The 11556-nt window shown below is 47.1% G+C and carries 14 protein-coding genes; all 14 read right to left on the bottom strand.

The genetic code is table 11. The features are described from left to right. Positions 1–42: 42 nt before the first annotated feature. The 14 genes from ACSZLD_RS03110 to ACSZLD_RS03045 all read right to left on the bottom strand — a co-directional run bounded on the left by ACSZLD_RS03110 (position 43) and on the right by ACSZLD_RS03045 (position 11550). The gene (locus ACSZLD_RS03110) at positions 43–837 is read right to left on the bottom strand and encodes a phosphatidate cytidylyltransferase (RefSeq protein WP_377908261.1); all 795 of its coding nucleotides are present in this window, start codon (positions 835–837) and stop codon (positions 43–45) included. Positions 838–848: 11 nt separating this feature from the next. Further along, positions 849–1613, bottom strand: a complete 765-nt coding sequence (gene uppS, locus ACSZLD_RS03105) for an undecaprenyl pyrophosphate synthase (protein ID WP_377908260.1) — start codon at positions 1611–1613, stop codon at positions 849–851. Positions 1614–2010: 397 nt separating this feature from the next. Then, positions 2011–2568 (bottom strand): ribosome recycling factor, encoded by a 558-nt coding sequence (gene frr / locus ACSZLD_RS03100; protein ID WP_444684196.1) that lies wholly within the window; start codon positions 2566–2568, stop codon positions 2011–2013. A gap of 1 nt (position 2569) precedes the next feature. Beyond that, positions 2570–3295 (bottom strand): UMP kinase, encoded by a 726-nt coding sequence (pyrH, locus tag ACSZLD_RS03095; RefSeq protein WP_444684195.1) that lies wholly within the window; start codon positions 3293–3295, stop codon positions 2570–2572. 74 nt (positions 3296–3369) lie between these two features. Then, on the bottom strand, positions 3370–4251 hold the full coding sequence (gene tsf / locus ACSZLD_RS03090) for a translation elongation factor Ts (RefSeq protein WP_444684194.1): 882 nt from the start codon (positions 4249–4251) through the stop codon (positions 3370–3372). 86 nt (positions 4252–4337) lie between these two features. Then, positions 4338–5036, bottom strand: coding sequence for a 30S ribosomal protein S2 (gene rpsB / locus ACSZLD_RS03085; protein ID WP_168004611.1), 699 nt, complete (start codon positions 5034–5036; stop codon positions 4338–4340). Positions 5037–5183: 147 nt separating this feature from the next. Continuing rightward, positions 5184–5615 carry a DUF6115 domain-containing protein gene (locus ACSZLD_RS03080; RefSeq protein ID WP_444684193.1) on the bottom strand — a complete coding sequence of 144 codons (432 nt, stop codon included), beginning with the start codon at positions 5613–5615 and terminating at the stop codon, positions 5184–5186. Between the two features lie 16 nt (positions 5616–5631). After that, positions 5632–6966, bottom strand: coding sequence for a flagellar assembly protein A (locus ACSZLD_RS03075; RefSeq protein WP_444684192.1), 1335 nt, complete (start codon positions 6964–6966; stop codon positions 5632–5634). A 21-nt stretch (positions 6967–6987) separates the two neighbouring features. Further along, positions 6988–7758 (bottom strand): FliA/WhiG family RNA polymerase sigma factor, encoded by a 771-nt coding sequence (locus ACSZLD_RS03070; protein WP_377908254.1) that lies wholly within the window; start codon positions 7756–7758, stop codon positions 6988–6990. Next, positions 7755–8009: a hypothetical protein gene (locus ACSZLD_RS03065; RefSeq protein ID WP_444684191.1), complete on the bottom strand. Its 255-nt coding sequence runs from the start codon at positions 8007–8009 to the stop codon at positions 7755–7757. The genes ACSZLD_RS03070 and ACSZLD_RS03065 overlap by 4 nt, the downstream gene beginning before the upstream one ends. Beyond that, the gene (locus tag ACSZLD_RS03060) at positions 8006–8488 is read right to left on the bottom strand and encodes a chemotaxis protein CheD (protein WP_377908252.1); all 483 of its coding nucleotides are present in this window, start codon (positions 8486–8488) and stop codon (positions 8006–8008) included. The genes ACSZLD_RS03065 and ACSZLD_RS03060 overlap by 4 nt, the downstream gene beginning before the upstream one ends. After that, positions 8481–9086 carry a chemotaxis protein CheC gene (locus ACSZLD_RS03055; RefSeq protein WP_444684190.1) on the bottom strand — a complete coding sequence of 202 codons (606 nt, stop codon included), beginning with the start codon at positions 9084–9086 and terminating at the stop codon, positions 8481–8483. Before ACSZLD_RS03055 ends, ACSZLD_RS03060 begins: the two co-directional genes overlap by 8 nt. After that, complete coding sequence (locus tag ACSZLD_RS03050; protein WP_444684189.1) at positions 9076–9555, bottom strand: chemotaxis protein CheW; 480 nt, start codon at positions 9553–9555, stop codon at positions 9076–9078. Before ACSZLD_RS03050 ends, ACSZLD_RS03055 begins: the two co-directional genes overlap by 11 nt. A gap of 33 nt (positions 9556–9588) precedes the next feature. After that, positions 9589–11550, bottom strand: a complete 1962-nt coding sequence (locus ACSZLD_RS03045; protein ID WP_444684188.1) for a chemotaxis protein CheW — start codon at positions 11548–11550, stop codon at positions 9589–9591. Positions 11551–11556: the final 6 nt, after the last annotated feature.

Raw genomic sequence — 11556 nt, 5'->3', positions numbered from 1 at the left:
GTCATCTTAACAGTCCCGGGCCTGCCCGTCTATTGCATGCAATCAGCCTAGCAATCCAAACAAGTAAAGCACCGGCATGACAAAAATCAAGCTGTCAAACCTGTCCAAAATACCTCCATGACCTGGAAGTACCTGTCCGGAATCCTTCACTGCGTAATGCCGCTTAAATGCTGATTCTACGAGATCACCGAGCTGTCCTGCCGTGGAAACAACCACAATACCAGCTACCGCTGTCCATACGTTTGGATACACAGGAATAAAATAATAATAGATCATCCCCGCCGTAAGCGCCAGTGCAATACCGCCAAGCGACCCTTCAATCGTTTTTTTCGGACTAATTTCCGGCCACAGCTTCGTTTTACCGAAAGCTCGACCCGCAAAATAGGCTCCGGAATCTGTAGCCCATACGAGAATCAGGATGAAGAAAAGTAACTCCATTCCATTATCCAGAAACCGAGCGTACATGAAATAATAAAAACCAAATCCGACATAAACGGATGCCAGCACGGTGAATCCAGCTTCATCAAAAGTAAATTTATTTTTAGATAGCACCGTTAAAGCGAGCAGACAAATAACAAGCAGCAAAAATAGCTCAAGTCTGTCTACTTCCCACGGCAGCTGCACAAGAAGCACATCCGGCACAACAAGCAGCAGCAGCAAAATAAAGCCTACTGCCCCTTTGAATGAGAATGGCTGAATCTGCTTCATTTTCAGCAGCTCTCTCATGCCGATGAGCGCAAGCGCGGTAACTAGTATGATAAACGCGGCTCCCCCAATGTAAATTAACCCCAGAAAGCCAGCGCCGGCTATGACTCCTGTAATAATGCGCTGCTTCATAGTATCCTCCTCTAAACACCGCCGTAGCGGCGCTGCCTGTTCTGATAAGACTGTACGGCTTCCAGCAGATGCTGCTCTTTGAAATCCGGCCAGAGTACTTCGGTAAACCAAAACTCTGAGTATGCAAGCTGCCAAAGCATGAAGTTACTCAACCGAATTTCACCGCTCGTTCGAATGAGGAGGTCAGGCTCCGTTAATCCATTTGTCATCAAATAATCTGACACGACGGATTCACTGATATCTTCTTTTCGTAAATGCCCTTTCTCCACGTCTTCATAAATATGCTCAAATGCTTCCATAATCTCATTGCGTGCACCATAGTTTAACGCAAAGTTTAAAATAAGACCTGTATTGTCAGCTGTTTTCGTGACAGCTTCTTCAACAGCCCGGCGCGTATACTCAGGCAGCCTCTCTTTCGAGCCGGTAATACGGACAATCACGTTTTCCTCCATCAAAACAGGGAGTTCCATGCTTAAGAATCGCTCCGGAAGCCTCATCAAAAAATCTACTTCTGTTTTTGGTCTCTTCCAATTCTCTGTAGAAAACGCATAAAGTGTTAATGTGTCTACACCGATCTTATTTGCAGAACGAACGATGGTCCGTATGACATTCATGCCTTCCCGGTGACCGGCAATGCGCGGCAATCCCCTCTGCTTTGCCCAGCGTCCGTTTCCATCCATAATGATAGCTATATGGGCTGGGACAGGGGCATCCTGATCAGGGAGCGTCTGCTCTACCGGATCGCTTTTCATTTTTCTTGCTAATTTATTTAACATGGCCTCTGCCTCCAACTGGTTCTAGTTGTCTAAAAAGCTCCTCTACTATTCTATCATGTTTGTCACCCCGTTATAATAAGGAAACAGATTTTTTCCTATTCCTGATGATAACAGCATAAGCATAAACAACGCTGGTCCAATTCCAACATGTTTTCTTTCTCTTAGAGCAAGGAAAGACTGTTGACTGCTCTCATTTAGTAACCTTAGGAGAAAAAATCGTTGTTTTATATTACATATGCCCGTTTTAACGAGCACCCTCCTCGCCTTCATTACATGGAATTGTCTTTGACACTGCCGGCGGCCCGGCAGTGTCAAAGGAAGCTGCATTCAGCTGAAAATGGATCCTTTTCGCTGAAATGAAAAAAGCTGCACGCCTGATTGGCGGGCAGCTTGCAACTTACACTTCCTTAACTTCGTTTTCTTTGTTTTTGGCATACTCATCAATCGTTTTAATCGTGCTGTCCGTGAGCTTCTGCACTTCATCCTGCTCACGCTTCAGCTCATCTTCTGTCAATACGCCATCCTTCTGCTCTTTCTTCAATTCATCATTACCATCCCGGCGGATGTTGCGAACTGCTACTTTTGCTTCTTCCGCATAACGGCCGATTATTTTGATCAATTCTTTCCGGCGCTCATCCGTAAGTGCTGGAATGTTAATGCGAATTACGTTGCCGTCGTTATTTGGAGACAGTCCCAGATCTGCTTTCTGAATTCCCTTTTCGATATTCTGAATGGAAGTTTTATCGAATGGTGTAATCAGCAGCAGACGTCCTTCCGGGACCGATACTGTTGCCAGCTGGTTTAACGGCGTCAACGCGCCGTAGTATTCCACCTGAACTTTATCAAGCAATGACGGGTTTGCTCTTCCTGCACGAATAGTGGAAAGCTCACGGCTGAACGCTTCTACTGATTTATCCATACGTTCTTTTGAATCTTTAATAACCTGCTGTGACATATCAGACATTCCCCCTAATAATTGTTCCAATATCTTCGCCTGTTACGGCTCGACGGATATTTCCTTTTTCAGCGATGGAAAAGACAATAAGCGGAATATCGTTATCCATGCATAAGGATGAAGCAGTAGAATCCATGACTCCAAGGCCATCCTTTAAAATATCCAAGTAAGTAAGCTGCTCGTATTTTTTAGCATTTACATCTGTGGAAGGATCTGAATTATAAACACCGTCTACGTTGTTTTTAGCCATCAGGATCACATCGGCTTCAATTTCAGCTGCACGCAGCGCGGCAGTCGTATCCGTTGAGAAATACGGATTTCCTGTACCCGCTGCAAAAATAACCACGCGCTTTTTCTCAAGATGACGAATCGCACGACGACGGATATAAGGCTCCGCCACCTGCCTCATTTCAATAGATGACTGTACACGCGTTTGGACGCCGATATTTTCCAGACTGTCCTGCAGAGCGAGTGAATTCATGACTGTAGCCAGCATACCCATATAGTCGGCTGTAGCCCGGTCCATTCCTTTAGCACTTCCGGCCATTCCTCTCCAAATGTTGCCGCCGCCTACGATGATAGCTATTTCGACATCAAGTTCATGAATTTCCCGAATTTGATCTGCGATGGACTGAATCATGTCCGGATCTATTCCGAATCCCTGCTCTCCCGCCAATGCTTCTCCGCTAAGTTTAAGTACAATTCGCTTATAGCTTGACTGCTCCATAAGTCCCTCCAAAGATGTAGATTCTCCCCATTCAGGAAAAAGGGACACCGGGGGTGTCCCTTTTTAACATGTGCTTACTTTTTCACCTGAGACATAACTTCTTCTGCGAAGTTGTCTTCACGCTTCTCCATACCTTCTCCAACTTCGTAGCGGAAGAATGTCTTCACAGAACCACCTTTGGATTCGACATACTTGCCTACTTTTTGGTCGCTGTCTTTTACGAATGCCTGCTCGTTTAAGCAGATCTCTTCGAAAAACTTGCCAAGACGGCCTTCAACCATTTTTTCGACGATGTTTTCAGGCTTGCCTTCATTCAGAGCCTGCTGCTTCAGTACATCGCGCTCGCGGTCTACTTCTTCTTCAGATACAGCATCGCGGCTGACATACTTCGGATTGATTGCAGCAATATGCATCGCTACGTCTTTAGCTGTTTCCTCATCTGCGCCTTCAACAACTGCGAGTACTCCAATGCGTCCGCCCATATGAATGTACGCACCTGCATGCTCATTATCGTCCAGCTCAACAATTTCAAAACGACGGAGGGAAATCTTCTCTCCAATTGTTGCGATCTGGTTATTAATAAAATCCTGAAGTGTATCCTGTTCACCAGCAAATTCCTGAGCAAGTGCTTCTTCAACATCTGCAGGGCTGTTAGTCAAAATGTGCTTCGCAACTGTATCGACCATATTGATAAAGCCGTCGTTTTTAGAAACAAAGTCCGTCTCTGAGTTGATTTCTACAATTACAGCGCGGTTGCCCTCTTTTACGATATGAGCAAGCCCTTCCGCTGCAACTCGGTCAGCTTTTTTGGCAGCTTTTGCAATGCCTTTCTCACGGAGGAAATCCACTGCTTTTTCCATGTCACCATCTGTTTCAGACAGAGCTTTTTTGCAGTCCATCATGCCTGCACCTGTTTTTTCACGAAGTTCTTTCACCATTTTAGCTGAAATTGCCATTTTAAAATCCTCCTTATGTGATAAAGTGAAGCCTTTCTTACAAAAAGGGTGATAAAGGGTCAGCCCCTCTATCACCCTTTTCCTGCTTACGCTGTAGTTTCTTCTCCCTGATTTGCCTCGATGATTGCATCTGCCATCTTTGCAGTAAGAAGACGGACCGCACGGATCGCGTCATCGTTACCCGGAATGACGTAGTCAATCTCATCAGGATCACAGTTCGTATCAACGATACCGACGATAGGGATTTCAAGTTTATGCGCTTCTGCAACAGCGATTCGCTCTTTACGAGGATCGATGATGAACAGTGCGTCCGGAAGCTTATTCATCTCTTTAATTCCGCCGAGGAATTTTTCGAGACGGTCCATTTCCTTGTTGAGAATAACAACTTCTTTTTTCGGAAGGACATCAAAAGTGCCGTCTTCCTGCATCTGCTCAAGCTGCTTCAGACGGGAAATCCGCTTGCGGATTGTCTCAAAGTTAGTGAGCGTTCCGCCGAGCCAGCGCTGATTAATATAGTACATTCCTGCACGCTCTGCTTCTTCTTTAACAGAGTCCTGCGCCTGCTTCTTCGTACCGACAAACAATACGGTTCCGCCCTGCGCTGCAACATCACGTACAAAATTAAATGCTTCTTCAACTTTCTTCACTGTCTTTTGAAGATCAATAATGTAAATACCGTTTCGTTCTGTGAAAATGTAGCGATCCATTTTAGGATTCCAGCGGCGTGTCTGGTGTCCGAAATGTACTCCGGCCTCCAGCAGCTGCTTCATGGAGATCACTGCCATATTCACTCACCTCCTGTAATTGTTTTTTTAAACCTCCGGCCTGTTCATTTGCAAAGGGGACTGTCTCCAGCAACGCCCTCCACATCCGGACCGTGTGTAATTAACACCAAAGAGAAATATATCATATATCAGCACTGATGACAATCATCAATTTTCCAACTGCAGATGAAAACGGATGAGCAATTCTACTTCTCCGGTTCCCATCTGCAGCTCCTCGGCAATCTGTTCCGGTTTTTTTCCTGCAGCATACAGCTGCAGGACTTTTGCACGGTCGGAGAGCTGGAACGTTTCATCCTGCTCCTGCGGCAGTGGAGGAGTATAGGAGCGCTGTACTTCCTCTGCATCTGCAACTTTCTGTTTTTGACTTATTTCAGCAGCCGCTGTTCCTTGTATTTCTTGCAGAAGCCGCTCATTACTGGCTTTCATTTCTTCTGTATAAGCAGCCAGAATGTCTTCCATCTGCCGCATTTTTTTATCCATATCCTGAGTCGGCTCTGCTTCCTGGCGCCTGAATAAAATGATCACCGCATAAAACGTCACTAGATGAAGCAGCAGGCTGGTCAGCAATAATAAGGTCATCTCTTACTCCCCCTCATCATCCCGGCACCGGGTGACGAATATAGTCGCTGCTTAATTCCCCATCACGAAGAGACACATGCATGCCTCCTGATTCTGATTGTACCGTCCTGCTGTATTTCCCTGCATGAAAGGTAACGTTCGGATACACCGTTTTATATACGAGGATCGCCCCGCTGTCGGATTCATGATCCAACGCCTCAAGGCGGTCTTCCGCAAGTCTGATGAGCTGGGCAGATTCCCGCATCGCAGCCGCTACTCTCTCAGCCGGGGCAGCGCCTGTGTTACGAATGAGGACAAGCTGCTTTAACTTTTTTCTATTCTCAGCGAGCTGCTCATCATACCGTTTCTTTTGAGCACTCACCCGGGCACTGACACCGCAATATACATCCGTTTTCGTATAAAGCCTGTTGCCGAGCACATTCATAGATGCTTCAGTCCCTGCAGAAACCGTCCCTCCGGATACAAGACCTGCACCTTTTGTACAGGTAAAGAAGGCACCGGCTTCGACTCGGCTGTGACGGACTTCTTTCTTTATGTAGACCGAACCTAGTGCCGTAACATCTGCTTCATTAAGAAACGAAGCTTCTACATCTTTATCGGCGCATACTGTTCCGTTCCCTGCTCCATTTACGCCGTATTTCACATATACTGATCCGCCACTTTTTATATAAGCAGCTTCAACAGCACCATGGATATAGATATCTCCTTCAGCTTCCAGCCGATAGCCGGATGGAACGCTTCCGTGTATCACTATATTTCCATTAAACGAAATATTGCCTGTACTCATGTCCAGGTCGCCATTTACCTCAAAGACGGGGTTAATGTGTACGAGTCTGCGGTCGACTGAAATTTGACCATCTGCAGCAGCGATAACCTTTAAACCGTCATCAGATAAAACCGTATTTTTACCTGGCCTCAGTTTGAAATCTTTACCTGGAGCAGGTTCAACCGTATTTCCAGTCACCGTAGTGCCTGGCTTTCCAAGTTCTGCTTTTACTTTTTCACCAACTTCGTCGTCTTTTGATGCCATCCAAATATCGGTGACATGACGAAGGTTAACCTGGCCTGCCTGTTCGTGATCCTGAATTTTCTGTTCGGGCAGCCGCATATACGCATCCTTTCCTTTAACAGGAGGCAGCCCAGTTGCTACTGTTACTTCCGTCCCGCAGCCGTTTGTGTGAATCTGCTGGAGCACCTCGGCAGAAATACCAAACGCCACTCCGCTCATTTGCAGCATCTCTTCCATAGCAGCAACCGGGACTCCCGGAGGTATTCCATCGGGTCCCGGCCGGATGACAGCCTCCATTTCTCCGGCAGATATGATGATCGCCGCCCCTTCCAGCTCTTCCATTCATCATCACTCCTTAAGCAATTAGTTATTCTCGTCAGTTAAAAACTGCTGAAGTTTTTTCATACACTTTGAATGAATCTGAGAGATGCGTGAGGTTGACAAATTCATAATGTTGCCGATTTCTGTAAGCGTCAGCTCTTCTGCGTAGAACAGCGAAACAACCGTCTGCTCTTTTTCGTTAAGCTTTCCTACAGCCTGGACGAGCTCCTGGAGCAGTCCTTTGTGAGCCAGTGCCTCATCCGGCGTTTTAGCCGTTTTATCAGCAAGCGTCTGAACAAATGAATCATCGCTGTCATCATCTCCTGCCTTTTCATCAATCGACAGGAAATGAGAAATGAAGCTGTCATTTAATGTTTTTGTGATATCAGATGTTTCGTAGCCGGTTTCCCTGCTGATCTCATCAGCCGTTGCTGCCCGGCCGAGCTGCTGCTCCAGCCTGTCGGCAGCCTGGTCAATCTTTTTGGCTTTTTCTCTGACAGAGCGCGGGAGCCAGTCCTCCTGACGAAGTCCGTCAATGATCGCTCCGCGGATTCGAAAGGAAGCATACGTGTCAAACTTGAGATCACGTGATGTATCAAACTTTTCCAGAGCATCATACAATCCGATAAGTCCATGGCTTCTAAGCTCTTCTTCTCTTACAGAACGCGGGAGATGGATCCGTACCCGCTGAACGTGATAATCTACGAGCGGCATATATGCTTCAATAAGAGAACTTCCAGCATGATCTGACCGATTCACCTGCCAATCCTCCCAATACTGGTGCAGCGGTTCGGCTATTTGACGGCTGTTCATTCAGCATCCTCCTCCTGAAAACTTTCCTCTTCAGCGGCTTCGGCAACATGGTCAGCAGTATCTTCCGGATGCTGTTTCAACGGCATCGTTACAGCGTTCATGATATAGAACAGTACAATTCCAGCCACCATTCCACAAACGCCGCCCAGCGCGCTTCGGAACCCGGAGACAGCTATACTGTTTACCGGAAAAGAGGCGATAAACGTTAGCAAGGCAGCTGCGGCTGCTCCAGTTACGGCAAAGCGAATCATGCTGTCACCACTCCTTTATGCACGGTACGAATTTCCAGACTCCCGTCAGCCGGATTAAATTCGATCGTTCTTCCACTATTACCACCGGTATCTTCAAACATAATTCGAATAGATGCGTCTGCTAAAAGCCGCTTCACTGCTTCTGTATTACGCGGACCGATTCGAAATGTATCCGAGTCGGAAAAAGAAAACATTTGAGCACCTCCGGCGAGCTTAGCGAGCAGCCTGCCAGACGGAACCCCTCTAGTTTGAAAGTAACGGAGCATGTCTTCTACGGCGGTATCGGCAAATTTGGCACGATTAAGTGGAGCTGACACATTTCGTGAGTCCGGAAGCATAATGTGTGCCATAACAGCCATACGGCTCTTTTGATCGTACAGGATGAGTCCGACGCAGGAACCTAATCCGGTCGTTCGAAGCTTTTCTCCTGGTTGAGCGCTCTTCATATCTGCCATGCCGACTTTGATAATCTCACTCATCTGATTGTCCTGCTGGTGGAAACAATGCGACCAGGGAGTCTGGTTCCGGAACAATCAAAAGGCTTCCTTCCATGCCGCCGCTCTCACTGTCATCAGTCAAGCATGCATCAATCAGCAAAGCAGCGTCTGCTTCCGGGGCCACCGCGCTGAGTGCTTCTGCAATGAGCACACTTTTCAGATCAGCCGCCTGCTGTGGAGGGGAAAGACTAAGCACTTTACCTGTGAGATCACTTACAGCGCTGATGTACGCTCCGCAGACAATATTGCCCGCCTCTGCAAACGCTGACTGCAGCAGCGCCGGAGAATCCGGTGCGGCATATCCTGTCATCTGCCGGGCAAGGCGCTCTGCCTGAGAATCGGGAAGCATAAAGACCATCCACCCGTTCAATGCACCCGAAAGTTGAAAGAGAACGGCTGAAGCGGCTTCCTCCTCATCGTCCAGAACAATGTCTTCAAAAGGCAGGATCGCAGCTGAGGGCACACGCATATCCATTCGCCGCCCCGTGAGGGTTGAAAGAGCAGTTGCAGCATGCCCGGCCCCTATATTTCCTGCTTCTTTCAGGAAGTCAAGCTCCTCAGCTCCAATCTCATAATTCACGGTGTTCCTCCATATTCTCAATCATGAGCAATGCCTCCTCATCGAGCACTTTTTCAAGGTGAAGCAGGATTAACAGCCGATTTTCCAGCTTTATCACACCGCGGATGCATGTATCATCAGCGGTGCCGGATTCGGGAGCTGCTTCCATACTGTCCCGCTCAATATCTATGACATCATTAGCAGCATCAACGATAAGTCCGACTTCCATTTCGCCGACCTGAACAATGATAATGCGAGTCGCATCTGTCGTTTCTCTATCTGCCATGTTAAATCGTCTTCTAAGATCAATGATCGGGGTAACGACCCCTCTTAGATTCATGACACCCTCTACAAAATCGGGTGTTCCCGGCACGCGTGTGACGTGCTGCATACGTTCAATAGAGCGAACTTTTTCTACTTCGGCGCCGTACTCTTCATCCTGCAGCTGAAAGACAATCAATTTAATGTTTCCTGCGGCTGTACTTTCCATACTCTTTCCTCCTCGTTTTTCGCGTGTGCAGTTCTATTGAATCAACGCATTACAATCAATAATTAATGCAACCTGACCGTCTCCTAAAATAGTAGCTCCGGAAACCGCCTTTGTGTTTTTCAGATAGTCACCTAGTGATTTCAGGACGATTTCCTGTTGACCGATAAACCGGTGGACGACCAGGGCCGCCATTTTATCTCCCTTGCGCACAATGATGACAGACAATTCTTCCGTTTTTTCTTCGGTAACCGGCACCTGAAAGAACTCCGTCAAATCAAGCAGCGGCACCACATGCCCTCGAAAATCTATCACCTTCTGCTGCTGCACGCTCCAGATGTCCTCGCGTTTAATAATCGCTGTTTCGATAATGGAAGAAAGCGGCACAGCATACTTTTCATGCTGAACTTCTACGAGCATCACAGATATGATGGAAAGCGTAAGCGGAAGCTGAACAGAAAACACCGTGCCCTCTCCGAGCGTTGAATCGATTGCTACCGTGCCTCCCAGCGTTTCGATTTTGTTTTTGACAACGTCCAGTCCAACGCCTCTTCCTGATATATCCGACAGCTTTTCTGCGGTGCTGAGACCGCTTGAGAAAAGCAGCTCGTAAATTTGTTTGTCTGTCAGCTGATTTGCCGCTTCCTCGGAAACAACCCCTCCTGTAATCGCTTTTTGAAGTACTTTTTGCTTATGAATGCCAGCCCCGTCATCTGAAACTTCAATGAAAACATGATTCCCACTATGATAAGCATGAAGTCGGACGGTACCGGCAGCCGGTTTCCCAGCTGCTTCACGTTCAGAAGGAGATTCAATACCGTGGTCAATGGAATTTCGAAGCAAGTGAACGAGCGGGTCCCCGATCTCATCGATCACTGTTCGGTCGAGCTCCGTTTCCGCACCTGATATGACGAGCTCCACTTGCTTTCCTAATTCTTTGGACAAGCCTCGGATCATTCGTGGAAAACGGTTGAAAACCTGCTCCACAGGCACCATGCGCATATTTAATATAATGCTTTGAAGGTCTCCTGAAATTCGGGTCATATGCTCGACTGTTTCGGTCAAATCACTGCTCCCAAGATCTTTGGCTATCTGCTCCAGCCGTCCCCGGTCAATAACGAGTTCTTCAAATAAGTTCATAAGACTGTCAAGCCGGTCGATATTCACACGGATCGTTTTTCCAGCTGGTGCTTGTTTAACCGGATCTGCTGAGCGTTCTTCATCTGCGGAGTCATTTTCTTTTGTCTCCGGAACCCTCTCCTGAATCACCGGTTTCTGCATCTCGGCCTCCGCACAGATGACGGAAGCTACCTCTGAAACTTTTAGTACAGCGGATTGAATTTCCTCAGCGGTATGTGCAGAAAGCACCACTGCCTGAAAATCAAAATCAAAAGCCTCTTCCTCAAGCTGTTCAGCTGCGGGAATGGATTTGATTACTTCGCCGTGTTTTTCCAAAGCTTCAAATACCATAAAAACCCTTGCGGCTTTTAAAACGACATTTTCCGAAAGACTGATGAATACTTGATAAGGGATAAATCCCTGCTCTCTAACTTGTTCGACGACAGCGGTTTCATATTCATCAAATGTGAGTGTTTCAAATTCCGGCACAGCTTCAGGCTGTTTCTGCTCGAGCCGGCCGAGCCGCCCTACAATCGCACTCACGTCCCTGCGACCTTCCCCGCCCGTTGCAACATCTGTAACCATTTGCTCCAGGTCATCTACCGAATCAAACACAATATCAAGAACGTTTGAACCAGCTTCAATTTTCTCATTACGGATTCCGTCCAGTACATTCTCCATGTGATGTGTTAAATTTGTAAGGTCTTCAAAGCCCATCGTTGCAGCCATTCCTTTTAACGTGTGAGCAGACCGGAAAACTTCGTCGATAATGGTTAAGTCCTGAGGGTTCTTTTCAAGTCGCAGCAAGTTGTCATTTATCGCCTGCAGGTGTTCTGTGCTCTCATCGATGAACATATCTAAATATTGATTTTTATCCATTTTTTC

Origin of the sequence: Alkalicoccus luteus (assembly GCF_052061695.1) — a bacterium.
Lineage (GTDB): Bacteria > Bacillota > Bacilli > Bacillales > Salisediminibacteriaceae > Alkalicoccus > Alkalicoccus luteus.
This window is presented reverse-complemented; position numbering and strand designations above follow the sequence as displayed.

Excerpts from the sequence above, each read along its gene's own strand:
- ACSZLD_RS03110 (WP_377908261.1), bottom strand. The coding sequence starts at position 837 with ATGAAGCAGCGCATTATTACAGGAGTCATAGCCGGCGCTGGCTTTCTG.
- uppS (WP_377908260.1), bottom strand. The coding sequence starts at position 1,613 with ATGTTAAATAAATTAGCAAGAAAAATGAAAAGCGATCCGGTAGAGCAG.
- frr (WP_444684196.1), bottom strand. The coding sequence starts at position 2,568 with ATGTCACAGCAGGTTATTAAAGATTCAAAAGAACGTATGGATAAATCA.
- pyrH (WP_444684195.1), bottom strand. The coding sequence starts at position 3,295 with ATGGAGCAGTCAAGCTATAAGCGAATTGTACTTAAACTTAGCGGAGAA.
- tsf (WP_444684194.1), bottom strand. The coding sequence starts at position 4,251 with ATGGCAATTTCAGCTAAAATGGTGAAAGAACTTCGTGAAAAAACAGGT.
- rpsB (WP_168004611.1), bottom strand. The coding sequence starts at position 5,036 with ATGGCAGTGATCTCCATGAAGCAGCTGCTGGAGGCCGGAGTACATTTC.
- ACSZLD_RS03080 (WP_444684193.1), bottom strand. The coding sequence starts at position 5,615 with ATGACCTTATTATTGCTGACCAGCCTGCTGCTTCATCTAGTGACGTTT.
- ACSZLD_RS03075 (WP_444684192.1), bottom strand. The coding sequence starts at position 6,966 with ATGGAAGAGCTGGAAGGGGCGGCGATCATCATATCTGCCGGAGAAATG.
- ACSZLD_RS03070 (WP_377908254.1), bottom strand. The coding sequence starts at position 7,758 with ATGAACAGCCGTCAAATAGCCGAACCGCTGCACCAGTATTGGGAGGAT.
- ACSZLD_RS03065 (WP_444684191.1), bottom strand. The coding sequence starts at position 8,009 with ATGATTCGCTTTGCCGTAACTGGAGCAGCCGCAGCTGCCTTGCTAACG.
- ACSZLD_RS03060 (WP_377908252.1), bottom strand. The coding sequence starts at position 8,488 with ATGAGTGAGATTATCAAAGTCGGCATGGCAGATATGAAGAGCGCTCAA.
- ACSZLD_RS03050 (WP_444684189.1), bottom strand. The coding sequence starts at position 9,555 with ATGGAAAGTACAGCCGCAGGAAACATTAAATTGATTGTCTTTCAGCTG.
- ACSZLD_RS03045 (WP_444684188.1), bottom strand. The coding sequence starts at position 11,550 with ATGGATAAAAATCAATATTTAGATATGTTCATCGATGAGAGCACAGAA.